16 protein-coding genes are annotated in these 24,145 nt (G+C 62.3%); 9 read left to right on the forward strand and 7 right to left on the reverse strand.

Going from position 1 to position 24,145, the window contains the following annotated elements; translation table 11 throughout:
• Nucleotides 1–103 precede the first annotated feature (103 nt).
• The gene (locus tag AB5Y95_RS01445; protein ID WP_368159387.1) at nucleotides 104–1,006 is read right to left on the reverse strand and encodes a lysine exporter LysO family protein; all 903 of its coding nucleotides are present in this window, start codon (nucleotides 1,004–1,006) and stop codon (nucleotides 104–106) included.
• Between the two features lie 533 nt (nucleotides 1,007–1,539).
• Between AB5Y95_RS01445 and AB5Y95_RS01450 the strand changes: the two genes are divergently transcribed.
• The 4 genes from AB5Y95_RS01450 to AB5Y95_RS01465 all read left to right on the forward strand — a co-directional run bounded on the left by AB5Y95_RS01450 (nucleotide 1,540) and on the right by AB5Y95_RS01465 (nucleotide 4,724).
• Complete coding sequence (locus AB5Y95_RS01450; protein WP_005299631.1) at nucleotides 1,540–2,310, forward strand: ABC transporter ATP-binding protein; 771 nt, start codon at nucleotides 1,540–1,542, stop codon at nucleotides 2,308–2,310.
• Between the two features lie 64 nt (nucleotides 2,311–2,374).
• Nucleotides 2,375–3,148: an ABC transporter substrate-binding protein gene (locus AB5Y95_RS01455; protein ID WP_005299633.1), complete on the forward strand. Its 774-nt coding sequence runs from the start codon at nucleotides 2,375–2,377 to the stop codon at nucleotides 3,146–3,148.
• A gap of 139 nt (nucleotides 3,149–3,287) precedes the next feature.
• Complete coding sequence (locus AB5Y95_RS01460; protein ID WP_017779372.1) at nucleotides 3,288–4,028, forward strand: ABC transporter permease; 741 nt, start codon at nucleotides 3,288–3,290, stop codon at nucleotides 4,026–4,028.
• Nucleotides 4,029–4,031: 3 nt separating this feature from the next.
• Nucleotides 4,032–4,724, forward strand: coding sequence for an ABC transporter permease (locus AB5Y95_RS01465; protein ID WP_005299639.1), 693 nt, complete (start codon nucleotides 4,032–4,034; stop codon nucleotides 4,722–4,724).
• Nucleotides 4,725–4,776: 52 nt separating this feature from the next.
• Here AB5Y95_RS01465 and AB5Y95_RS01470 read toward each other — a convergent pair whose 3' ends face one another.
• The 3 genes from AB5Y95_RS01470 to AB5Y95_RS01480 all read right to left on the reverse strand — a co-directional run bounded on the left by AB5Y95_RS01470 (nucleotide 4,777) and on the right by AB5Y95_RS01480 (nucleotide 9,328).
• Nucleotides 4,777–5,418 (reverse strand): energy-coupling factor ABC transporter permease, encoded by a 642-nt coding sequence (locus AB5Y95_RS01470; RefSeq protein WP_211050960.1) that lies wholly within the window; start codon nucleotides 5,416–5,418, stop codon nucleotides 4,777–4,779.
• An 86-nt stretch (nucleotides 5,419–5,504) separates the two neighbouring features.
• A complete protein-coding gene (pflA, locus tag AB5Y95_RS01475) occupies nucleotides 5,505–6,323 on the reverse strand; it encodes a pyruvate formate lyase 1-activating protein (protein WP_017765948.1) in 819 nt (272 codons plus the stop codon).
• Between the two features lie 65 nt (nucleotides 6,324–6,388).
• Nucleotides 6,389–9,328: an EAL domain-containing protein gene (locus tag AB5Y95_RS01480; protein ID WP_368159388.1), complete on the reverse strand. Its 2,940-nt coding sequence runs from the start codon at nucleotides 9,326–9,328 to the stop codon at nucleotides 6,389–6,391.
• A 134-nt stretch (nucleotides 9,329–9,462) separates the two neighbouring features.
• Here AB5Y95_RS01480 and AB5Y95_RS01485 point away from each other — a divergent pair, with 134 nt between their 5' ends.
• From AB5Y95_RS01485 to pbpC, 3 genes are all read left to right on the forward strand, one after another.
• The gene (locus tag AB5Y95_RS01485; RefSeq protein ID WP_368159389.1) at nucleotides 9,463–11,151 is read left to right on the forward strand and encodes an FAD-dependent oxidoreductase; all 1,689 of its coding nucleotides are present in this window, start codon (nucleotides 9,463–9,465) and stop codon (nucleotides 11,149–11,151) included.
• Nucleotides 11,152–11,237: 86 nt separating this feature from the next.
• Nucleotides 11,238–16,208: an alpha-2-macroglobulin gene (locus tag AB5Y95_RS01490; RefSeq protein WP_368159390.1), complete on the forward strand. Its 4,971-nt coding sequence runs from the start codon at nucleotides 11,238–11,240 to the stop codon at nucleotides 16,206–16,208.
• Between the two features lie 10 nt (nucleotides 16,209–16,218).
• Entirely contained in the window at nucleotides 16,219–18,609 is a 2,391-nt protein-coding gene (pbpC, locus tag AB5Y95_RS01495; RefSeq protein WP_368159391.1) for a penicillin-binding protein 1C, read from the forward strand.
• 103 nt (nucleotides 18,610–18,712) lie between these two features.
• On the opposite strand, the gene AB5Y95_RS01500 is transcribed toward pbpC, so the two are convergent.
• A complete protein-coding gene (locus AB5Y95_RS01500; RefSeq protein WP_025201852.1) occupies nucleotides 18,713–19,672 on the reverse strand; it encodes a hypothetical protein in 960 nt (319 codons plus the stop codon).
• Nucleotides 19,673–19,850: 178 nt separating this feature from the next.
• On the opposite strand from AB5Y95_RS01500, the gene thiI reads away from it, so the two are divergent.
• Complete coding sequence (thiI, locus tag AB5Y95_RS01505) at nucleotides 19,851–21,299, forward strand: tRNA uracil 4-sulfurtransferase ThiI (protein ID WP_025201851.1); 1,449 nt, start codon at nucleotides 19,851–19,853, stop codon at nucleotides 21,297–21,299.
• A gap of 73 nt (nucleotides 21,300–21,372) precedes the next feature.
• Here thiI and AB5Y95_RS01510 read toward each other — a convergent pair whose 3' ends face one another.
• Together AB5Y95_RS01510 and AB5Y95_RS01515 are read right to left on the reverse strand one after the other, a co-directional pair.
• The gene (locus AB5Y95_RS01510; protein ID WP_005299659.1) at nucleotides 21,373–21,765 is read right to left on the reverse strand and encodes a hypothetical protein; all 393 of its coding nucleotides are present in this window, start codon (nucleotides 21,763–21,765) and stop codon (nucleotides 21,373–21,375) included.
• A 100-nt stretch (nucleotides 21,766–21,865) separates the two neighbouring features.
• A complete protein-coding gene (locus AB5Y95_RS01515) occupies nucleotides 21,866–22,498 on the reverse strand; it encodes a trimeric intracellular cation channel family protein (protein WP_017779902.1) in 633 nt (210 codons plus the stop codon).
• Nucleotides 22,499–22,913: 415 nt separating this feature from the next.
• Between AB5Y95_RS01515 and flaA the strand changes: the two genes are divergently transcribed.
• The gene (gene flaA / locus AB5Y95_RS01520) at nucleotides 22,914–23,825 is read left to right on the forward strand and encodes a flagellin (RefSeq protein ID WP_244365086.1); all 912 of its coding nucleotides are present in this window, start codon (nucleotides 22,914–22,916) and stop codon (nucleotides 23,823–23,825) included.
• The last annotated feature ends 320 nt before the right edge of the window (nucleotides 23,826–24,145 follow it).

Here is a 24,145-nt window from a genome sequence, read left to right on the forward strand (position 1 = left end):
GTTAATGGGGAATCCGTGATGTCAGGCCACCCCTCTTTTAAACAACAAGCCCGGCAGCAGTGCCGGGCTTGTTGTTGACCGTGGGCCAGTCAGCGAGTCGAGATCAGATGGCCAGGAAGCCCAGGATCAGAATGGGGCCGAGCAGGCTCAGGATAAAGCCGGAGACGATGGCCACCGGCACCACCTGGATGCCGCCAGATTTCTGGATCACCGGCAGGGTGAAGTCGAGGGCGGTGGCGCCGCCATAACCGATGGCGGCGGAGGGGTGGCGGCGCATCAGCACCGGAATGATCAGGATGGCGATGAGCTCGCGCCCCAGATCGTTGATGAAGGCGGCAGAGCCCAGCACCGGGCCCAGCTTGTCGGCCACCAGGATGCCGGAGAGCGAATACCAGCCGAAGCTGGAGCTGAGGGCTAGGCCGTGGGCCAGCGGCATGCCGAGCAACTGGGCGGCCAGCAGGCTGCCGAGCCAGCTGCTGACGATGACGGTGGCGGCGATCTTCATGCCCCAGGGGTTGAGCAGGATCTGGCGCAGCCGCATGCCGGAGTTGCGCATCTGCACCCCGATGAGAAACAGCAGCAGCATCAGCGCCCACTCGCTCCACTTGTCGATGGGCAGAGCGCGCAGGTCCACCAGCAGCCCCAGCAAGACGCCGCCCAGCACCACGAAGCAGAGCTGCAGCGACTCCCACAACAGGTGCAGCTTGCTCGGCATCTGGCCGTCGCTGGTTTCATGCGTAGGGGGGGAACGCCGGTCCAGCCACCAGAGGGCCAGCAGATTGCACAGGGTAATGGCGGCGAGCATGACGCCAGCCACCTTGAAGATCACCGCCAGGTTGCTGCCCAGGTTCTCCACGTAGGCGAGCCCCAGCCCCATCAGGAACAAGATGAGATAGACCATCTTGCCCAGCGATTGATTGACCAGCTTGAGCAAACGGGCGGAGGAGAGGGGTACCAGATAGCCGATCACCAGCGGCAGCAGGATCAGCAACACATTGAGCAACATCGGGGCCTCGATCACAAAAACTGACAAAAATGACACCTTATCATCACTTATTGACCCTGTGTCACATATTTGTGTGTTTGCCTGCCTCATCCGGAACTTTTTTATCTATTTGTTATGTTTCTGGTATGAAATGAGGCCCCGTTTCGGGGCATCTACCCACCCTGGTGCAATCCAAAAACGGCGCGAGTCGGCGATTTTTCAATGGGATGCGAGGGCGGGGTGGGTGAATAAAGCCACTTCGGCTGCCTTATGGCATGATGGGCGGAATTTTCTTGCCAGTAGTGCGCTGCGGGTATAAAAAGGCGGTGTCATCGAACCGGGGTGATTAGCATTTTATGCAGACAAAGTGCTGAAAAATACCTGTTTGGCCAATAAAAATACAGACAAAACACCAAAGACCTCGGTTCTGTATTGTTTTTTGACTATCCGAGTGATATTTTCGCTGAAGGTTGCCATCGGTTAACTTTTTGTTAAATAAGCGATGGCGTGAGTCACGCCCCAGCGGCGTCTAGGGACAGACAAGGTTGTAATGGATGAGCGACGTTGCCGCACTGGAAGTTCGTGATCTGCACAAGTATTTCGGCACCCACGAAGTGCTCAAGGGCATCGATATGACCGCCCACAAGGGGGATGTGATCTCCCTTATCGGCTCCTCCGGCTCGGGGAAGTCGACCTTTCTTCGCTGTATCAATCTGCTGGAAACACCCTCTTCCGGCACGGTTTCCCTCCATGGCGAGCTTATTCGCATGAAAACCAACCGCACCGGTGAACGTCTGCCGGAAGACATGCGGCAGGTGGAGCGCATTCGCAGCCGGCTGGCCATGGTGTTTCAAAGCTTCAACCTCTGGTCGCACATGACCATCATGCAGAACATCATCGAAGTGCCGATCCAGGTGCTCAAGGTGCCCCGCGCCGAGGCCATTGCCAAGGCGGAACACCTGCTCAACCGGGTAGGGCTGTGGGAGCGGCGTGACTACTACCCGGGTCACCTCTCCGGCGGCCAGCAGCAGCGGGCGGCCATCGCCCGGGCCCTGGCGGTGGAACCCGAGGTGATGCTGTTTGACGAACCCACTTCGGCGCTCGACCCCGAACTGGTGGGCGAAGTACTCGGCCTGATGCGCGAGCTGGCCGAAGAGGGGCGCACCATGCTGGTGGTGACTCATGAGATGTCGTTTGCCCGCGATGTGTCGAACAAGGTAATGTTTTTGCACCAGGGCCGCGTGGAGGAGGAGGGCAATCCCAAGGAGATCTTCGCCCATCCCAAGTCCGAACGGTTCAAGCAATTCATCTCCTCCATCTATTGATGGACGGAGCTGAGCCCAACAATCTGCAATTGCAACAGTCGATGACTTTATCAAGGAGAGATACATGAACAAGCTGATGCTGGCGACTGCCATGGTTACTGCCCTGTCCTCCGGCAGCCTGATGGCCAAGGAGTGGAAAGAGGTGCGGATCGGTGTCGAAGGTGCCTACCCCCCCTTCTCCTGGACCGAGCCGAGCGGCGAGGTGAAAGGTTTTGACATCGATATCGCCAACGCCCTGTGCGAGGAGATGAAGGTGAAGTGCACCCTGGTCAAGCAGGACTGGGACGGCATCATTCCGGCGCTGCTGTCGCGCAAATATGACGCCATCATCGCCACCATGGACATCACCGAAGAGCGCAAGAAGAAGGTGGACTTCACCCAGAAGTACCAGCACATTCCGGCCCGCTTCGCCGCCAAGAAAGGCACTGACGTGAAACTGGAGAAGGCCTTCATGGATGGCAAGACAGTGGCGGTGCAGCGTGCCACCTCCATGGACACCTTTATTACCGACAACTTCCCCAACGCCACCATCAAGCGTTACGGTACCGCCGATGAGGCCTATCTCGACCTGAAATCCGGCCGCGTCGACTACGTGCTGGCCGACTCCGCCGCCATCAGCGACGGTCTGCTCAAGAAAGAGGGTGGCGATGCGTTCGAGTTCGTGGGCCCGAAACTGACCGATCCCAAGTGGTTTGGTGAAGGCGCCGGCATAGCGGTGCGCAAGGCCGACAAGGATCTGAAAGAGAAATTCAACGCCGCCATCCTGGCGCTGCGTGCCAACGGCAAGTACAAGGCGATCAACGACAAGTATTTCGACTTCGACGTCTACGGCGAGTAACTCCCAAGGCTCGCTGCCAGAGGCAGGAGCCAGGGCGTGACACGCACAATAGCGACAGGTTGACCCTCGTCTGTAGTCATCGGGCCCGTCGTCTCTCGCCAGGGAGTGATGGGCCCGCTTAGTTGCGATGGAACTGCATATGTTTGATTTGAAAGGATACGAAACCTCCCTGCTGGAGGGGGCCTGGGTCACCCTGGAGGTGGCGCTGGCCTCCCTGCTGCTGGCGCTGGTGCTCGGCATGCTGGGGGCGCTGGCCAAACTCTCCCCTTATAAATGGGCCCGCGGTTTTGCCACCGCCTACACCACCGTCATTCGCGGCATCCCCGATCTGGTGCTGATGATGCTGCTGTTCTTCGGCGGTCAGGTGCTCATCAACAACCTCTGTACCTGGGTCAACGAGAGCTACAACAACTACCTGCTGGCGAGCAATCCCAACCAGGAGTGGGTCTCCCTGCTGCCCGATTACATCGACATCAGCCCGTTTGCGGCCGGGGTGGCCACCATCGGTTTCATCTTCGGCGCCTACATGACCGAGACCTTCCGCGGCGCCATCCTGGCGGTGGACAAGGGCGAGCTGGAAGCGGCCCGCGCCTTCGGCATGCGGGCAACCCAGGTGTTTCGTCGCATCCTGTTTCCCCAGATGATGCGCCACGCTCTGCCGGGCTTTGGCAACAACTGGCTGGTGTTGCTGAAAACCACGGCGCTGGTCTCCATCATCGGGCTCGATGACATGGTGCGCAAAGCGTCCCTGGCGGCGGGCTCGACCCAGCTGCCCTTCACCTTCTACATGGCGGTGGCCCTGATCTTCCTGATCTTCACTGCGGTCTCCACCTCGGCACTGAAATGGGCCGAGCGTCACTATGCGATAAAGACGAGGTAAGCCATGGATTTCTCAATCATTCTCAGTGAATGGCCCACCTACTGGCAGGGCCTCTACACCACGGTACTGCTGGTGGCCGCCTCCCTGATCCTCGGGCTGATGCTGGCGGTGCCGCTCGGTATCCTGCGCAACAGCCGCAACTGGCTGATCAAGGGGCCGATCTGGGCCTACATCTACTTCTTTCGCGGCACTCCGCTGCTGGTGCAGCTGTTCATCATCTACTACGGCGCCGCCCAGTGGGAGTGGCTGAAAAACAGCGTCGCCTGGGATCTGTTTGCCGAAGCCTGGTTCTGCGCCCTGCTGGCGTTCACCCTGAACACCGGGGCATACACCGCCGAGATCGTGCGCGGGGCCGTGCTCAACATGCCAAAGGGGCAGATTGAGGCGGCCAACGCCTTCGGCATGACCCGCTGGCAGACCCTCACCCGGATCATTTTGCCCAACTCGTTTCGCCGGGCACTGCCGGCCTACAGTAACGAGGTGATCTTCATGCTGCAGGGCTCGGCGGTGGCGGGCATCATCACCATCGTCGATCTGACCGGCGCCGCGCGGATCATCAACTCCCGCTACTACAGCCCGTTCGAGGCGTTCCTGACCGCCGGCCTGCTCTACATGCTGCTGACTTTCGTCATCGTCTGGCTGTTCAAGAAGTGGGAAGCCCGCTGGCACGCCCACCTGCGCCCCCGCACCGTGTAACGCCCATAAAAAAAAGCCCGCAATTGCGGGCTTTTTTGTCGCTGCGTGTCCCTCAGCGGCCCAGGTATTCCCGATCGAAGAAGGTGTTGACCCAGTGAGGGCGGTAGATGGCGAGCAGGGTCATGGTCATGCCGTTGAGCAGGGCTTCGGGGAAGAGCAGCAGTGGCCAGATGGAGAGGTAGTCGGCGCTGATGGTGTACCAGGGATAGGTGTCGCTAAGGCCCATCAGCAGGGCGCTGGCCACCACCTTGACCGAGATGGAGAGGGCGCCGCCAAGAAAGGCCACCACGAACAGGTAGACGAACAGGTGGCGCGGCAGCCAGGCCCAGCTGGCCAGAAACAGCAGCCAGGTGGTGGCGACCGGCAGGGCCACGCCGATGAGGGCCTGCCAGCCTATCTCGGCCAGCGGGATGACGCCAAAATAGCTGAGCACCAGCAGGGTGAGGCAGGGGGCGAGCAGGGCGAGGCGCCAGCCCAGCAGCAGGGTCAGGCTGGTGAGGCCGAGAAAGTGCACCTCCAGCCCGTCGTGCAGACCGGCCCGCAGGGTCCAGAGCGGCACCAGCACGATGGCGCCGCCAAGGCAGAGGTGCTGGTAGAGCGGATTGTGGTAGAGGGTGCGCAGCAAGGTGCCACGCAGGCTGAATGTGAGCAGCAGTACCCAGAGCAGCAGGGCGGCGGCTTGTCCTTCACTCATGGCAGATCCTTGTCCGGTGACGGCATGCAGGTAGGCGAGGCCCGATGTGAAAGGGGCCGGCGTTTTCCCGGCCAGCCCCTGAGCTATCAGTATTTGACGTTGTTGTGGTACTTGGCGAGGATGCCCTGGACGCGGTCCATGGTCTCCTTGCTGGGGGGCTTGATCCCGGTGAGATCATAGGTGTCGCCCAGTACGTCCCACTTGTGCTTGCCGAGTTCGTGATAGGGCAGCAGTTCCACCTTCTCGACACACTCTCCCAGCTCGGCGATGAACTGGCCGAGCCCTTCGGCGCTCTCGTCATCGTCCGACCAGGTCGGCACTACCACGTAGCGGATCCACATGGTCTTGCCCTTGGCGGCCAGGTAGCGGGCAAACTCCAGGGTGTACTTGTTGCTGACGTGGGTCAGCGGAATGTGCTTGTCGTCGTTGATCTGCTTGATGTCGAGCAGCACCAGATCGGTATTGTCGAGCACCTTGTCGAGCTGTTCGTCGTAGTGGCGGACGAAGCCGTTGGTATCGAGGCAGGTGTGGATGCCCTTCTCCTTGCAGGCGGCGAACAGTTCGGCGATGAAATTTTGCTGCAGCATGGCTTCGCCACCGGAGGCGGTGACGCCGCCACCCGAGGCATTCATGAAGTGGCGATAGCTGGTGATGTCGCTCATCAACTCCGGCACTGTCACCTCGCGGCCGCCCTGGGTGTCCCAGGTGTCGCGGTTGTGGCAGTACTTGCAGCGCATCAGGCAGCCCTGCATGAACACGATGAAGCGTATTCCGGGGCCATCGACGGTGCCGCAGGTTTCAACGGAATGGATCCGGCCAATGACCCCGGATGTATCGGTGGTCACACTGGTTTCAGCGGCGGTGCCGCTGACTTCGACAGCAGGGATCCGATTAATGACAGACATAGACGACTCCAATGATTCGAGCAGGCCGTTATTTTATTACATAAAGCCCTATAAATCCTACATGTTTAGCCCGCCACCGGGGCACCCAGCAGGCTCTCGAGGGCTTTGGCGGTGAGCGGCCTGCTGGTCAGGAAGCCTTGATAATGCTGGCAGCCGAGGGCTTTGAGGATGGCGAGCTGCTCTTCGTCCTCCACCCCTTCGGCGGTGACGGTAAAACGAAAAACCTTGGCCAGTTCCAGGATCGCCTTGACGATGGCCTTGTCCTGTTCGCTGTGCACCAGGGTCTGGATGAAGCTTCTGTCGAGCTTCACCTCGTCCGCCGGCAGATCGCGCAGATAGGCGAGCGACGAGTAGCCGGTGCCGAAATCATCGATGGAGAGCAGGATGCCGAGCTCCTTGAGCTGGCGCATCCTGGCGATGCTCTCCAGCCGGTTCTCCAGCACCACGGATTCTGTCACCTCCAGCAGCAGGCGGGAGGGGGGCACCCCGGTATCGCGCAATATGTATTCCACCTGCTGCACGAAGCCTGCGGTGTGGAACTGGCGGGCGCTGACGTTGACTGACAGATGGGGAATGGCCAACCCGCGGTTGAGCCAGAAGCTGTACTGGGCGCAGGCGGTTTTCATCACCCAGTAGCCGATGTCCTGGATGAGGCTGGTCTCCTCGGCGATGGGGATGAACTCTGCCGGCGGCACCATGCTGCCGTCGCTGCGCTGCCAGCGCAGCAGCGCCTCGATGCCGGAGAGAGCGCCGTTGTCGACCCGGTATTGCGGCTGGTAGTGCAGTTGCAGCTCGTGGTGGCGCAGGGCGTCGCGCAGCTGGTTGTTGAGCGCCAGCTTGCTCTTCTCCTTCTCCGCCATGGCCTCGCTGAAGAACACATAGTTGCCCTGGCCGGATCGTTTGGCCATGTGGGTGGCGGTGTCGGCCTGCTGCATCAGCACCAGGTGATCCTTGTCCTCGCTGGAGAAGAGGCTGATCCCCACCGAGGCGCTGCAGTGCAGCTTGTGATCCTCAATGTCGAATGGGATGCGGAACAGCCCCATCAGCTCGCGGGCGAAGTGTTCTGCCAGGATCTTGGCGGTGACATAACCCTGGCCCAGGGCGCTGAACAGCAGGGCGAACTCGTCTCCCGAGATGCGGGCCAGCACCAGGTTGTCCTGGGGCAGGGTCTTGAGCCGCTCCACCACCGCCTGCAACAGCAGATCGCCGCAGGCATGGCCGAGGGAGTCGTTGATCGACTTGAAGTTGTCCAGGTCCACCAGCAGCAGGGCGCCCCACTGGCCGCTGGCCTCCTGCAGGGTGCGCTGCATGATGTCGTTGAGGCTGCGGCGGTTGTAGAGGCCGCACAGATCGTCGTAGTAGGCGAGCTGCTCGATATGGCGCGCCGCCTCCTTTTCCTGGGTGATGTCGTAGAAGCTGCAGACGTAGTGGCTGATCTCGCCGTGCTCATCCTGCACCCCGCTCACCATCAGCCGCACCGGAAAGAGGTGGCCATCCTTGTGCAGACAGCGCTCTTCGCCCATCCAGAACTCCTGGGCCGCCACCGCCTCGCGCACATCCTGCGCCAGGTGATCGCCATAGTAGGTGGGCCTGAGCCGGACGATATGCTGGCCGATCATCTCATCGTCGGCAAAGCCGGTGATGCGGCCAAAGGAGCGGTTGACCTTGAGGATGATCCCCTTGTGATCCATCACCAGCAGACCGTCGTGGGTGTTGAAGGCCACCTCGGCCAGCCGCAGCGCATCGTCGGCGGCCAATCGTTGCAACTCGACGGCGGCCCGCTCGTGCTGGCTACTGAGGGCGTCGAGTAGCGGCATGGGGTCGGCCAGTGGCGTGTCGAGCAGCAGAGTGAGTTGGCCGATGGGGGCGCCCTGCGAGCCGTGCAGCGGAATGCCGACATAGACGGGGGCATTGAGTGCCAGCAACTGGCTGGCCTGGGGATAGCGCAGGGGCAGGTCTTCCACATAGACAGCCTGGCCGTGCTGGAACAGCTCCTGGCCAGGCCCCGGGTCCATCTGGATGGGCTTGAGCACCGAGAAGGTCTCCCCCTCCAGCACGCAGCGCGGGATCATCCAGAGATCCTGGCCGCGGGGCTGGTACTCGCCAATCCAGCCGATGCGCGCGCCGCTGATGCCCATGGCCCAGCTCACCAGGGCGCGGCAGTAAGCGATGCCGGTCAGCAGGGTGAGCTCGGCAGGCAGCGTCAGCACGGCGGCCTGGACCGGTTCCGGCGCCGGTTGCCAGTGGCCGAGCAACTGGGCGCTGTGACGCACCAGTTGCAGCATCTCTTCGCTCAGCGGGGTGGCGTTGAGGTATTCGAGGCTCAGCACGCCGATGAGTTTTTCCTGCTCCAGCAAGGCACCGTCCAGACGCGAGCTCACGCCGGCATTGGCCAGATAGTAGTGCTGGCTCAGCATGGGCTGGTGCGCTGCTTCCGAAAAGCTCAGGGACTTGCGGGTGCGCAGGGCGCGGATGTAGCGACTGTCGCCGCGAATGGCGGCCACTTCGTCGGCCCCCAGGTTAAAGACCGGGGTCAGCTGTTCGCTGCCGAGGGGCCCGTTGGCCTGATAGTGCCAGAGGATGAGGCGATCGGCCCCCAGGCTCTCCTTGAGGGCCTCCAGCATGGCGGCAAACTGCTGCTGGCTCGCCATCTGGCTCAGGCGTGGCAGTTGTAGCGCCAGGTCGGCCACCGGCTCCTGGCGCAGGGTCTGCAGGCAGATGAGCCAGAAGGCGTCTTGTTCGTGGGAGAGGGCAATGTGCCACTGCTGGCCAGCAAAGCGCAGCACCAGCTTGCCGCCTTGGCCGTTGCTGAGGGCCTGTTCGATGGGCAGGCGCAGCGCATCCGGCAGCTGGGCCGGCCAGGGGCCCCTTGGCTCATCGAGCCAGTAGAGCGGGGTTTGCATCACATCGGTCAACGCGACCAGCCGTTGGCTGCGCACGTCCAGACGAAAGAACAGCGGTGTCTGGTTGGCAGAAGAGAGATGACTGAGCGCGGTTGACGACATGAACTGATAACATCCTGTTGAACGACTGTCGGGTGGCAAGAATACTGCAAAATCGGTGCAAACAAAATTTCATTGAAATCTAAATTAGAAAATACTAATTTAATGTCAATTTGTCGTTGACTGGAGTCTTGCTGATGAAACGGATCCTGATTGTAGGCGGGGTAGCGGGGGGCGCGTCTGCTGCCGCCAGAGCCCGCCGTCTGAGCGAAGAGGCGGAAATTGTGATGTTCGAGCGGGGCGAGTTCGTCAGCTTCGCCAACTGCGGGCTGCCTTATCACATCGGGGGTGACATCCCCAACCGGGATGCCCTGCTGTTGCAGACCCCCCAGAGCTTCAAGCGCCGCTTCAACGTGGATGTGCGGGTTTTTCACGACGTCATCGAGATAGACAAGGCCGGCAAGAGCCTGCTGGTGCGCAACCTGCTGACCGGTGAAGAGCGGCGCGAAGCCTACGACGTGCTGCTGCTTAGCCCGGGCGCGGCCCCCATCCGGCCTCCCTTTCCCGGCATCGACAGCCCGGGTGTGCACACCCTGCGCAATATTCCCGACATGGATCGCATTCTGGCGGCGCTGGCGCACGATCAGCCGCACCATGTCACCGTAGTGGGGGGCGGTTTCATCGGGCTGGAGATGATGGAGGCGCTGCACCAGCGCAAGCTGGACGTTACTTTGCTGGAGCTCTCCGATCAGGTGATGGCGCCGGTGGATAAGGAGATGGCCAACATGCTCCACGCCCGCATCCGGGAGGAGGGGATCGACCTGCGCCTGCGCACCGGCCTCTCCGCCATCGAGAGCCTGGATGTGCTGGCGGAAAAAACCGCTGCCGTGGCCACTGAACAACGGGGCGGGCTGCGACTGACCCTGAGCGATGGCACCCGGCTCGATACCGGCTTGCTGATCCTGGCCATCGGCGTCAAGCCCGAGACCCTGCTCGCCGCCAAGGCGGGGCTGGAGCTGGGGCCCCGCGGCGGCATCAAGGTGGATGTCGCCATGCGCACCTCGGATCCCTTCATCTATGCGGTGGGGGATGCGGTGGAGGAGACCGACTTCGTCACCGGCGAGTCTGTGCTGATCCCCCTGGCGGGGCCTGCCAATCGGCAGGGGCGCATCGCCGCCGACAACATGCTGGGCCGCGCCGAAACCTACAAGAAGACCCAGGGTACCGCCATCTGCAAGCTGTTCGATCTGGCGGTGGCCAGCACCGGGCTGAACGAGAAGCGGCTGCTGCAGCTGGGGCTGCCGTTCGAGAAGGCCTATGTCCACCCGGGCAGCCACGCCGGTTACTACCCCGGTGCTCACCCGGTCAGCCTCAAGCTGCTGTTTGCCCCCGATGGCAAGATTTATGGCGCCCAGGCTATCGGCAAGGACGGGGTCGACAAGCGCATCGACGTGCTGGCAGTGGCCCAGCGCGCCGGTCTCACCGTGTTCGATCTGCAGGATCTGGAACTCACCTATGCGCCGCCCTTCGGGTCGGCCAAGGACGTGATCAACATGGCGGGCTTTGTGGCCAGCAACCACTTGAAGGGGGATACCCTGCTCTGCCATGCAGCCGAGGTAGAGGCCCGTCATCCCCATCAGCTGGTGCTGGATGTGCGCAATGGCCCCGAGCTCGACAAACTGGGTCGCATTCCGGGGGCGATGCACATTCCGCTGGATGAGCTGCGCAGCCGCCTTCATGAACTGCCCAGGGACAAAGAGCTGCTCATCAGCTGCCAGGTGGGCTTGCGCGGCCACGTGGCCTGTCGTCTGCTGAGCCAGCACGGCTTCAAGGTGAAAAACCTTTCCGGCGGTTTCAAGACCTGGCAGATGGCGGTGATGGAGTAACCCGCCCCAGCCGCAAGCGAGCGCCGACCCTAGGGTCGGCGCTGTTGCATCTGGCGGGGGCCGGCGGCGTTTTAATGCAATGAGTTTTGTGTCAAGCGAGCCTGATCCCTTATCCTGTTGGCTATTGCGCTGCACTGGCAGCGAGCCAATCAGGGATGACATTTATGCGCCGCGTTGACTCTCACCCTCGCTTCTCTTGTTCCTCACCACAACAGGTGGCCGTCCCCGGATGCCGCTGGCCGGCCCTGCTGCTGGCGGGGCTCACGGCGCTGCTGCTGAGCGGCTGCGGCCCCGACAAGCCTGTCGCCAATGAGCCGACCACGCAAGCGGCTGCCACGCAGCAGGAAGCGGGCACACCAAGCGCCGTAGTGCAGGCGAATGCCCGCCAATACCGCGATGCCCCGGCGCTGGCGCTGGTCTTCTCCGGCCCTCTGACCCCCAAGGCCAACTGGCAGAGCTGGCTCGGGGTCAGCGAAGGGGGCAAGCAGGTGCAGGGGGAGTGGATCCTCGCCGATGATGGCCGCACCCTCTATTTCCCGAACGTCCAGCCCGATAAAAGTTACGAGGTGAGCCTCAAGGCGGGGCTGGGCCCATCCCCCCAGCGCTGGACCCTCAAGACCCGGCCGCTGGAGGCGGGAGCCTCCTTTACCGCCAGCGGCATGGTATTACCGCTGCGCGACGAGCTGCGCCTGCCCATCAGTGCAGTCAACGTGGATGAGGTCAATATCGACTTCTTTCGGGTCAATGCGGAATATCTGCCCCGTTTCCTGGCCGAGTATCGCCCCGGTGCTGGCATGGGCAACTGGGAGCTTGAGCAGATCACCAAGCGGGCCAAGCGGGTATTCAGCGGCCGTTACGCGCTGGAACTCGATGCCAACCGGCGCGAGACCCGCCTCATCAATGTGAAGGAGCCGCAGCTGGCCGAGGCCGGCGTCTACTTTGCGGTGATGTCGCCCCTTGGCAACTACGACTGGCGCAAGGAGACCACCTATTTTGCGGTGAGCGACATGGGGCTTAGCGCCCGCCGTTATCGCGATCAGCTGGAGGTGTTCGTGAGCTCGTTGGCCAGCGCCGACCCGCTCAAGGATGTGCAGCTCTCCCTGCTCGACGAGAAGGGCAACCGGCTGCAGGTGCAAACCACCGATCCGCAGGGCCATCGCCGCTTCGATCAGGTGCAGGGAGCCCGCCTGCTGCTGGCCGAGCAGGGCAACCATCTGGCGGTGCTGCGCCTCGACGGGGCGGCGCTCGATCTCTCCACCTTCGATCTTGGCACCCAGCCCTGGCAGGCCCAGCAGCTCTATCTGTTCAGCGGGCGCGATCTCTATCGCCCCGGCGAGCGGCTCGACAGCGAGATCCTGCTAAAAGGCCAGGATGGCCAGCTGCTGCCGGGCATGGCGGTGGAGCTGGAGGTGAAGCAGCCGGATGGCCAACTGCTCGAACAAAAGCGCCTGCTACCGGACAGCCTTGGCGCTGCCCACTACGGTCTGCGTCTACCGGATGATGCGCCGCTCGGGCGCTGGACCATCAACCTCAAGACCGCTGCTGGTAGTCGCTTCGAGTGGCCTTTTCTGGTGGAGGAGTTTCTGCCGGAGCGGCTGAAACTGCAGCTTGGCAAGGGGGCGGATGGGGAAGTCACGGATCTGGACGCCGCCCTCACTCTGCAGCTGCAGGGGGACTATCTCTACGGCGCGCCGGCCAGTGCGACCAAGGCCAAGGCGGAGGTGAAAATCAACCGCGCCACCATGCCCTTTACCCAGTGGCAGGAGTTCACCCTGGGTGACGTGCTGCTCGCCGAGCAGGCCAAGGATCTTGAGCCGCGGAGCCTCACCCTCGATGCGCAGGGGCAGGGGACTTTTTCGTTAGCTGATGAGCTCGATGGGGTGCGTGCCCTCGGGCCGCTGGAGGTGGCCTATAGGGTGTCGCTCTCCGAGCCCGGCGGTCGCGCCGTCAATCGCAGCCGCACCCAGTATGGCTGGCCCATGGGCAGCCAGTGGCCGGCACTCAAGGCCGACTTCGTGGCCGATCGGGTAGAGGGGGGTAAGCCGCTCCCCTTTCAGATCCTCAACCTCGATGACAAGGGCCAACCGGTGGCGGGGGCGTTGAAAGTGCGCCTTATCAACGAGTACCGCGACTACTACTGGCACTACGCCGATGGCGAGGGGTGGAAGTACGAGTTCAACAGCCAGCCCTATCTGGAGCAGGAGCAGACCCTGCAGCTGGATGGCAAGGGGCCGACCCCGCTCACGCTGCAACTGGCGGCGGGCTGGTATCGGTTGGAGGTTGAGAACAGTCAGGGCCATCAATCGAGCCTGCGGGTGGAAATAGGCAGTTACGCCTGGGGCGGCGGTGGCGAGCAGGCGCGGCCTGACAAGATTGCCATCACCCTCGACAAGCGCGCCTATCAGGCGGGTGACAAGGCCAAAGTGACCCTGGTGGCCCCGCGCCCCGGCAAGGGGTTGCTTATGGTGGAAGATGGCGACGGCCTGCGCTGGTGGCAGCGTATCGAGCTCAAGGGGGCCGATGGCGATGCCAAGGATGCCCGCGGCGAGTTCGAGATCCCGGTCAGCCCCGAATGGCAGCGTCACGATCTGCACATTTCAGCCCAGATCGCCGCGCCAGACAGCGCCTCCAAACCGGCTGGCAAGCAGCAGGGGCAGAGCCTGCGCTCGGTCGGTCTGGTGCCGCTCACCCTGGACCGGGAAGCGCGCCGTCTGCCGCTTACCCTGAGCGCGCCGGACAAAGCGGTGCCGCTCACCCGGCTGGAGGTGACCGCCACCTCCAGTCCCAACAGTCAGGGGCGGGTGGTGCTGGCGGCGGTGGATCGGGGTGTGCTCAATATCAGCGATTATCAACCCCTCGACCCGTTCGAGATCTTCTTTGGCCGCAAGCGCTTCGCCCAAGATTTGTTCGACAACTACGGCCAGGTGATCCCGCCGCAGGATGGCAAGCTGGCCCGCCTCAACTATGGGGGGGACCGGGCGCCGCTGAAAAAGGGCGGCGCGCTGGAGAGCCGGGTCGAGATCGCTGCGCTGTGGAGCGGTGAGGTGAGCTTTGATGAGAGCGGCAAGGCGGTGATCCCGCTCGATTTGCCCAACTTCAACGGCGAGTTGGCGCTGATGGCGCTGGCCTGGAACGAACAGCAAGTCGGGGAGGCCGAGCGCGCCGTCAAGGTAGTAGCGCCCTTGGTGGCCGAGATCGGCTGGCCGCGCTTTGGCGCCAGAGGGGATGAGACCCGGGCGCTGGTGCAGCTGCGCAACATGAGCGACGAGGATCAGACCCTCTCCCTTGTCTGGACCCTCAATGGCGGGCTCAAGGCACACGGCGAGCTGCCCGGCACCCTTTTCCTTAAAAATGGCGAGGAGCAGTGGCTGACCCTGCCGCTCACCGTGATCGGAGCGAGCGGCGTGGCAAGCCTGCAGTTGGCGGCCAGCGGCAAGGATTTTGCCATCAGTCGCGACTGGTCTCTGCCGCTGCGCTCCCCCTGGCCGGCCGAGACTCGCCAGCGCTACCAGATGCTGGCTCCCGGTCAGCAGATGAGTTTTGCGCCAGCTGAGCTGGCCGGGCTGGATCGCAGCAATCTGCAGGGACTGCTCAGCCTCTCCGGTACCCCCCCCTGGGATCCGGCAGCCCAGTGGCAGGCACTGGCCGACTACCCCTACGCCTGTCTGGAGCAGACCCTGTCCCGTGCCTGGCCTTACTTGCTGACCACGGCGGATGAGCGCGCCGCCTGGAACAAACCGGCAGCGGGCAAGAAAGCGGCGAGTGAGGCGGATGTGCAACGCGCCCTGCTGCAGCGGCTGCAGCGGTTGCAACTGCCAAGCGGCGGTTTTGGCCTCTGGGATGGCCGCTCCGACGAGGAGCAGTGGCTCACAGCTTATGCCGCCGACTACCTGCTGGCGCGCAAGGAGGCGGGCGATGCCGTGCCGGAGGCGATGCTCAATCAGGCGCTGAACCGGCTGCAAAGCTATCTCACCGACAGCCAGTACGGCGAGCGCTGGAGCAGTGCCCCCGAGCACAGCCGGCTGGCCTATCAGGCCTACAGCGCCTATGTGCTGGCCCGGGTGGGCAAGGCACCGCTCGCTACCTTGCGCCTTGTCTGGGAGCAGCAGGCCGATCACGCCCGCTCCGGTTTACCGCTCTTGCACCTCTCGCTGGCCCTCTCGGCCATGGGGGATGAGCAGAACGCCGCCAAGGCCCTCAGTCGGGCATTGGCGACCGAGCGCGGGGACGACTATCTGGGGGATTACGGCTCGCCGCTGCGTGATGAAGCCCTCGAGCTCGCTCTGCTGCGCCAGCACAAGCTGGCTTTGGATCGCTGGCCTGATCTCAGCGCCAAGGTGGCCGATACCCTGGCTCACCGTCAGTGGCTCAGCACTCAGGAGCGGCTCGCCCTGCTGCGACTCGCCCGTTTCGATCCGGCCGTCGACTGGCAGGCCAGGATGACCTCCTCGCTTGGCAGTGGATCCCTGAGTGGTTCGGCCCCGTTGCAGCAGGGTGCCCCCGAGGCGCTGGCGGCGAGCTCCGTCACCAACGAGGGCAAGGGATCCCTCTATGTGCAGCGCACTCTGGTAGGTTACCCCGAACAGGCTCCGGCACGGATCAGCAAGGGGATGAGCGTGACCCGCAGCTGGTTCAATAGCGACGGTCAGCCGTTTGATCCCGCCAAGGTGAAGGTCGGCGATCTGGTGGTGGTGCGGCTCAACGTCAGCAGTGAATCGGCGGTGCCCGATGCCCTGCTGGTGGAGATGGTGCCGGCCGGCTTCGAGCTGGAGAACCCGGCCCTTGGCAACAGCATCAAGCTCGAAGAGCTCTCCATCGAGGGGAAACCGGCGTGGCAGAGCGAGTGGAACGACTATCTCAAGCATCAGGAGTTTCGCGATGACCGCTACACGGCGGCGCTGGATCTGAGCGAGGGAAGCAACCAGCAATTGGTCTACCTGATGCGGGCGGTGACGCCGGGCCGCTATCAGGTGCCGCCGACCCAGGTGGAGGATATGTACCGCCCCGAGCTCAGGGCCGTGGGTGAGGACATCCACGAGGTAACTATCTCTGAGTAGCTGGCGCTTGATGGGTCGCAGACGCTCTCTGGGCAACGACCCCTCCCTTGAGCGGGTTCGCCCGCTCACTTTCTGGCAGCGTGGCTGGCTGAAATTAGGCCGCGCTGGCGGGCGCTGGCTTGGCTGTCTGCCGCGCTGGCTGCGCTTTTCTGGGCTGGGCGTTGTAGCACTACTCCTGTCATTGCTGGCGCTGGATCGTATTTTTCCGCCGCCGCCACTCGACCCGGCCTACGCGCGGGTGGTGCTCGACATGAAGGGGCGACCGCTGCGCGCCTTTGCCGATACCAGCGGGGTGTGGCGCTACCCCGTGACCCTGGAGCAGGTCTCCCCTCGCTATATTGAGGCATTGCTTGGCTACGAGGATCGCCATTTCTGGCGTCATCCCGGGGTCAATCCGGTGGCCATGGTGCGCGGGGTCTGGCAGTGGCTGCGCTACGGGCGAGCCGTGTCGGGCGGCTCGACCCTCACCATGCAGGTTGCCCGCCTTATCGAGCCCTATCACAGGAGCGTGCCCGGCAAGCTGCGTCAGATGGCCCGTGCGCTGCAGCTGGAGTGGCACTACGACAAGCGCACCCTGCTCACCGTCTACCTCAACCGGGCGCCGTTTGGCGGCAATCTGGAGGGGGTGCAGGCGGCAAGTTTTGCCTACCTTGGCAAAAGCGCCGCCAAGCTGACTTATGCCGAGGCTGCGCTGTTGGCGGTGCTGCCGCAGGCTCCCAGCCGCAACCGGCCGGACCGGCATCCCGAGCGGGCCCGCGCCGCCCGTGACAAGGTGATGCAGCGGCTGGTTGCGCAGGACGTCTGGCCGGAACAGGCGTGGCTGGAGGGGCGTATCGAGCCGGTGCTGGCCCGCGGTCACTTCACGCCGATGGAGGCGCCGCTGTTTGCCCGCCTCGCCGCCGACAATCAGGCCGGGGCGCTGGTGCACACCACCATCGATGGCGATCTGCAGCGCTGGCTGGAGGGGCGGGTGGCGAGCTATATCCGGCGCTTCCCCGAGCAGACCTCCGCGGCCCTGCTGCTGGTAGACAACAAAACCATGGCAGTGCGTGCTTATGTGGGCAGCGCCGAGTATGGCAATTTGCGCCGCCACGGTTATCTGGACATGGTGCAGGCGATCCGCTCCCCCGGCTCTACGCTGAAACCCTTTATCTACGGTCTGGCCATGGACGAGGGGCTGGTGCACTCGGCCTCCCTGCTCTCTGATGCTCCAAGGCTCGGGTCTGACTATCGTCCCGCCAATTTTTCCGGCGCCTTTCAGGGGCCGGTGACCCTCGCCCAGGCGCTGCAGCAATCCCTCAACGTGCCGGCGGTGCAGGTGTTGGAGGCGCTTGGACCGGACAAGCTGGTCAGCCGCCTCGACAACGCCGGGGTGCGGCTGGCGCTCTCCGACAAACCCAATCCAGCCATTGCGCTGGGGGCGGCGGGCATTCGACTCGAGCAGCTGGTGGCGCTCTACAGTGCGCTGACCCGTGAGGGACAGGTAGCTATGCCGGTCTGGCTGGCGGGGCAGCAGGCGGTGTCGCGCCCCTTGCTGAGCCCGGGGGCGGCCTGGATCATCTGGCAGATCCTGAGCGCGCAGGGGCGGGCGGATCAGCCCTTTGCCAGCGAGGCGACCGGCCGGGTCAACCGACTGGCCTGGAAGACCGGCACCAGCTATGGCTATCGCGACAGCTGGGCGATGGGGGTCTCCGGTCGCTGGACCATCGGCGTCTGGCTGGGGCGCCCCGATGGCACCCCCATGCCCGGTTTTTACGGCCAGAGCGCGGCGGTGCCGCTGCTGCTCTCGGTCTACTCGCGGTTGGCTGACAGCAGCCCCCTGCCGGCACAACCCAATACGGTGAGCGAGGCCGAAGTTTGCTGGCCGCTGGGGCGCAAGGCGAGCGCGACCCTGCCTGAGGCCTGTCTGCAGCGTCAGAGTGCCTGGCTGCTGGAAGGGCGCGATCCTCCCACCTTGCCGGATCCCATGGACTGGCCCTCGCCGCTGCGCCAGGTTGCGTTGACCGATCAGGGAAAACCCACTCTGAGCCGCTGTCAGGATGCGACGCAATCCGGTTTTCGGGCGCTCTGGCCATTGTCACTGGAGCCGTGGCGAACGCCCGGCGAGCGACGACAGGCGCTGCTCGCCAGCGGCTGTGCGGGGGAAGGGCAGAGCGCCGAGCTGCAGGCCCCCATTCGCATCGTGGCGCTGGGGGAGGGCAACCTTGTTCGCAGCCAGCGCTATCGGCTGCAGCCCAAGGTGCTGGGCGGTGTCGGCAAAGCGGCCTGGTTTCTCAACGGTCAGCGGCTGCGCTGGGACGGGGATCAGGTGCTGAGCGAGGCGGGTCGCTACCAGCTGGTGGTGGTGGACGAGGCGGGCAACAGCGATCGCATCGAGTTTCGGCTGGAGAATCCCTCCTGAGGGGGGAGGCGGTGCCTAATTGGCGTGTCAGAATATTGACGATATCGGGGGATAGCCAGATATCGTCAGCGGATTGTCGAATCCCTGGTAGGGCGTAGCGGGCTCAGGGCTTGACCTGACCCAGCCGGGTGAAGAAGTGCTGACTCTTGCGCTGGTGGAAGTGGCTCTTCTTGATGGAGTGAAACACCAGCTTGCTGTCCGGGTGGCTCGCCTTGAGGCGATGGATCATCGCCATGGCCGGTAAGCCAGTACTGACGAGCGTGGTGAGCGGCAGACTCTGGGTCTGCGGCCCCAGCAGCTGGTTGAGCCCCTGCTGGGCCTGCTCGAAGCGGGTCAGCACGGTGGGTTCTGCGTAGCCGCTGCCCAGCATGGCGAGCAGGGCATCGAGCGCCTGATTGAACTCGGCCAACTGCTGGCGAAAGCCGCTGCGACTGCGCAGGGCGATCAGTTCTGCAAACGGGATGTCGGCCAAGTGAGTGGGCACTTGCAGCGGGATTTCGAGGTGGAAGCAATCCTGACCCCCCCGGTTGTGGTAGCGGGATTCGAGCAGGTGGAGCAGCCGGTCCAGATAGTCGTGATCGGTGATGAGGGCCCCCTCATTGGCGAGCGCCCACTCGCGGGCGAGCCGCATGGAGAGCAGGTTGGCAAAGCGGCGAGCCATCCTGAACCCGCCCTCCTCCCGGCTGGCAAAACCGTGAGCCAGACAGAAACCGTGCAGCCGCTCCAGCCCCGCCTGGGCCGGGCAGAAGCAGTCGTGGTTGGCAGGCTGGCGCCAGCGCCCGATCAGCTCCTTGTTGCCAAACACCTTGTGACGGACGAAGTCGGGGGCGACAAGGCCGGCAATCTGACTCTCTATCTGGGGGGTGATGGCGGCAAAGAAGGCGGCATCCGGCCGCTCGGCCAGCAGATCCGTCTCCTGCTCGAGGGTTTGCAGCAGGGCGGTGAGGCCGCTTTTCTCACTGACGGTGAAGACGAAGGCGAGCCGCTCCAGATAGAGCAGGGCAAACTTGAGCCACAGCTCGTCGCGCACTTCCATGCCGGGGTAGTAGATGTAGGTCTTCATCGAATGGGTCTGTGGTCAGGAATGTTGCCGGGACGCAGGTTCGGGAATATACGCAAGATTGCCTCGCTGCGGCAAACATTGCGTGGGGGAATGTGAGCAAACGCTCATCCAGTAGGCGCTGGCCACAAAGTTCTGATATAATTCGCGCCCTTAAATCAAGGTCACCCGAGTCATTACCATGAAGTTCATTATCAAGCTGTTCCCGGAAATCACCATCAAGAGCAAGTCGGTTCGCCAGCGCTTTATCAAGATCCTGCAGGGCAATATCCGCAATGTCCTGCGCCGCTTCGACGACGATGCCCGGGTGCGGATGGATTGGGACAAGCTGATCGTGAGCTCCCGCAATGACCAGTTCCGTGAACAGGCCATCGAAGCCCTGGCCTGCATTCCCGGCATTCAGGCCTTCCTCGAGGTGCAAGCCAGCAAGTTTACCGACCTGCACGACATCTTCGAGCAGGTGAAGGCCGTCTGGGGTGATCAGCTCGAGGGCAAGACCTTCTGCGTGCGCGCCAAGCGCCACGGCAAGCACGAGTTCTCCTCGCTCGAGATCGAGCGCTACGTGGGCGGCGGTCTGAACCAGCACTGCGTGAGCAACGGCGTGCGTCTCAAGAACCCGGACGTGAAGATCAACCTCGAGATCGACGGCGAGGAGCTGTTCATTGTCAGCGCCATCCATCAGGGCTTGAGCGGCATGCCCATCGCCACCCAGGAAGACGTGCTGAGCCTTATCTCCGGCGGTTTTGACTCGGGTGTGGCCTCCTTCCAGTTCATCAAGCGCGGCTGCCGGGTGCACTACTGCTTCTTCAACCTGGGTGGTGCCGCTCACGAGATCGGCGTCAAGCAGGTAGCCTATCACCTGTGGAACCGTTTCGGCTCCTCCCACCGGGTGCGTTTCACCGCGGTGGACTTCGAGCCTGTGGTGGCCGAGATCCTCGAGAAGATCGACAACGGCCAGATGGGCGTGGTGCTCAAGCGGATGATGATGCGCGCCGCCGCCAAGGTGGCCGACGAGTTCCAGATCCCGGCGCTGGTGACCGGTGAGTGCGTGGGTCAGGTCTCCAGCCAGACCCTCACCAACCTGAACGTCATCGACCGGGTGACCGACAAGGTGATCCTGCGCCCGCTCATCACCTGGGACAAGCCGGACATCATCAGCGAAGCGCGCCGCATCGGTACCCTGGAGTTCGCTGAGACCATGCCGGAGTATTGCGGTGTCATCTCCAAGAAGCCGACCGTGAAGGCCGATCTGGCCCGTATTGAAGAGGAAGAGGGCAACTTCGACTTCGCCATTCTGGACAAGGTGGTGGCCGAGGCCCGTTACCTCGACATTCGTCGCATCGGTGAAGAGACTGCTGCCGAAGTGCAGGAAGTGGAGACCACCGCCGAGAGCGGTGACAACGAGGTGATCCTCGATATCCGCTCCATGGATGAGCACGACGAGAAGCCGTTGCTGGTGGAAGGGCGTGAGGTCATGCATATTCCCTTCTTCAAGCTGGCCACCGCCTTTGGCGACCTGCCGAAAGAGAAGACCTACCTGCTCTACTGTGATCGCGGCGTGATGAGCAAGCTGCAGGCGCTCTATCTGAAAGAGAAGGGCTTTGCCAACGTCAAGGTGTACCGTCCGTAAGGTGACGCTCACGCATGCATAAAAAAATCCGGCCAATGTGCCGGATTTTTTTATTTCACTTGCAGGTTGAGGCTCAAGGGCAGGGGACCGGGGTAAAGGTGGACTGCCCCTGGCAGCGCCATCCCATTTCCGCCTGGCGCATCTGCCACAGGTTGTTGCTGCGAAACAGGGTCAGGATGTAGATCATGTCGCTCTTGGTGCCATCGAGGGCGACCGAGAGCACCAGATCGTTGTCCAGCTGCTGCGCCTGGATGCGACTGGGTATGTCGCTGTGGCCGACGAAACGCAGGGCCACTTCACGATAGTCATTGACCCAGCTCTGCTGGGCGGTGCTTGCCTGACGGATCTGCTGGTTGAACTGCTGCACCGGGGTGGACGCGAGCCGACCAAACAGTACCTGGGCTTCAGCCTGCGCCGTTGCCACATTCATCAGTAACAGTGATGCGATGAGTCCAAGTTTTTGCATGAGGGATTCCGGCTTACAACACTGCATCCTATGACAACAGAAAAGCCTGCTTGGTTCAACGCAACCGGGCCGGGAGTGCGACCTGACGCCGGTTGTGAGGTCAATTGCGCTGCAGCGAGAAGGTAGGCAGTGACAGATGCCAGTAGATGGCGGCCACCCGTAAACCAAACACCGCCGTCATGCAGATGAGCATGGCGGTCACCCGATCCACGTCTATCTCCAGCGCCAGGGTATAGAGGATCCCCCCCAGAATGCAGGCGGTGGCATAGATCTCCTTTTGCAGCACCATGGGCACCTCCCGGGCCAGCACGTCCCTGATCATGCCGCCGGCCACCCCTGTCATGGTGCCCATCAATACGGCGATCAGCCCCGATGTACCAAAGTTGAGGGCTTTCTGTGCCCCGATCACGGTAAAGAGCGCCAGCCCGAAGGCGTCGGCGACCGGCAACACGTACCAGGGCATGCGACGGGGCAGCTTGACCATCCACATGCCGATCAGTGCCGTGGCGATCACCACCCAGATGTAGAGGGGGTCACGTACCCAGAAGACCGGGGTGGCCCCCAGGATCATGTCGCGGATGGTGCCGCCGCCGATGGCGGTGACCGCCGCCAACACCATGACACCAAAACCGTCCATCCTGAGACGGCCCGCCACTAGTACGCCCGAAAACGCGAATACCGCAGTACCAAACATGTCGCTGATGTAAACAATCTGCTCAACCAGTGTCTGCATGGAGAACAACTCACGTCCAATTGTTGATGGGGCCGCGATTTTAGGGGGGATTGCGGCGTCTGACCAATGGCTGCCTGCAAGAAGTGGGAGCCAGACCCAGTTTTTCTCGGCTGCAATGGCACCAGCCAGCGCGATGCATCTGAGCGGCGTCATGTCGCAGGGGAGGTGGACATAGACCTGCGCCCGGCCCGTTGTCGCAAGCCTGATGAATTCAATGAGCAAAACAGGGCACTTTTTTCCTCAAGTTCAGCCGGAACATGCCGATATATAGGGTAAGCGGCGTTAATGCGATGAAGCGTTGAAAATAATGCTAAAGACATCGAAAAAGAGGCCGTTAAATAAGAAGCATCGAACAGAAAAGACAATAAAGTTCGAGCAAATTAAATAGTAAATTTAATAGCTTAGGAGAATAGTCATGGGTCTTTATATCAATACGAACGTTTCATCGCTCAACGCTCAGCGTAACCTGATGAACACCAACAAATCTCTGGATACATCCTACACCCGTCTGGCATCCGGTCTGCGCATCAACAGCGCCAAAGACGATGCCGCCGGTCTGCAGATTTCCAACCGTTTGACCTCCCAGATCAATGGTCTGGATCAGGGCAACCGCAACGCCAACGACGGTATCTCCGTCGCCCAGACCGCGGAAGGCGCCATGGAGGAAATCACCTCCATGCTGCAACGGATGCGTACCCTGGCCCAGCAATCTGCCAACGGCTCCAACAACACAGATGACCGTACCGCGTTGCAGCAAGAGTACACTCAGCTGACGACTGAAATCGACCGGGTGTCCAAAGACACCACCTTCGGTGGCCAGAATCTGCTCAATGGTGGCTATGTGGGCTCCTTCCAGGTCGGGGCTGATGCCGGTCAGACCATCACGTTCCGGATGACCACGGCTTTCAGCATATCTGGTATGGCATCAGCAACGAAAGGTAACGCTACAGTTACAACAACAACTACCGGTGAGCCCTATTCTGTGGCGAAGAACTCGAGTGGGACAGTGACTACAACCAGTATTGGGAGTATCACTACCGCCAAAGATGCACAATCGGCCATGGCCAACCTGGATTACATGATTAAAGTGGTGGATAGCAAGCGTGCCGAACTGGGTGCGGTGCAGAACCGGTTCGATTCGACCATTCGCAACCAGGCGAACGTCTCTGAAAACGTCAGTGCCGCCCGTTCACGGATCCGCGACGCAGACTTCGCGACCGAGACTGCCAACCTGACCAAGCAGAACATTCTGCAGCAGGCAGCCTCAACCATACTGTCTCAGGCAAACCAGCGTCCGCAATCAGCACTCTCCCTGCTGCAGGGCTGATAAAAGAAAACAGGGCGGTTGTTCAGGCCGCCCTGGTCAAGAGATGGAACAAAGGGGTGTTCGGTTCGCACTCTGTTCTATCGGGAGAGAATCTATTCTCTACTAGTAAAGCCAAGTGTTGTACAGCTGTTCAGTTCTGTCACGCTTGGTCATATTCTCCTGAGCGTATGCTCGTTTTAGGCCGGATTTTCCGGCCTCTTTTTATTGTGCCGTCAAATTGACGCCACTCCCCCATATCAAAGCACAAACTGTGCCAACACTCAGATTCCATCTCTGTCACGCCAGCTTTAGGCTCTGCTCCCACTCACCGGGGATGGCCT

Origin of the sequence: Aeromonas sp. R5-3, from assembly GCF_040908225.1 — a bacterium.
Taxonomy (GTDB): Bacteria; Pseudomonadota; Gammaproteobacteria; order Enterobacterales; family Aeromonadaceae; genus Aeromonas; species Aeromonas dhakensis.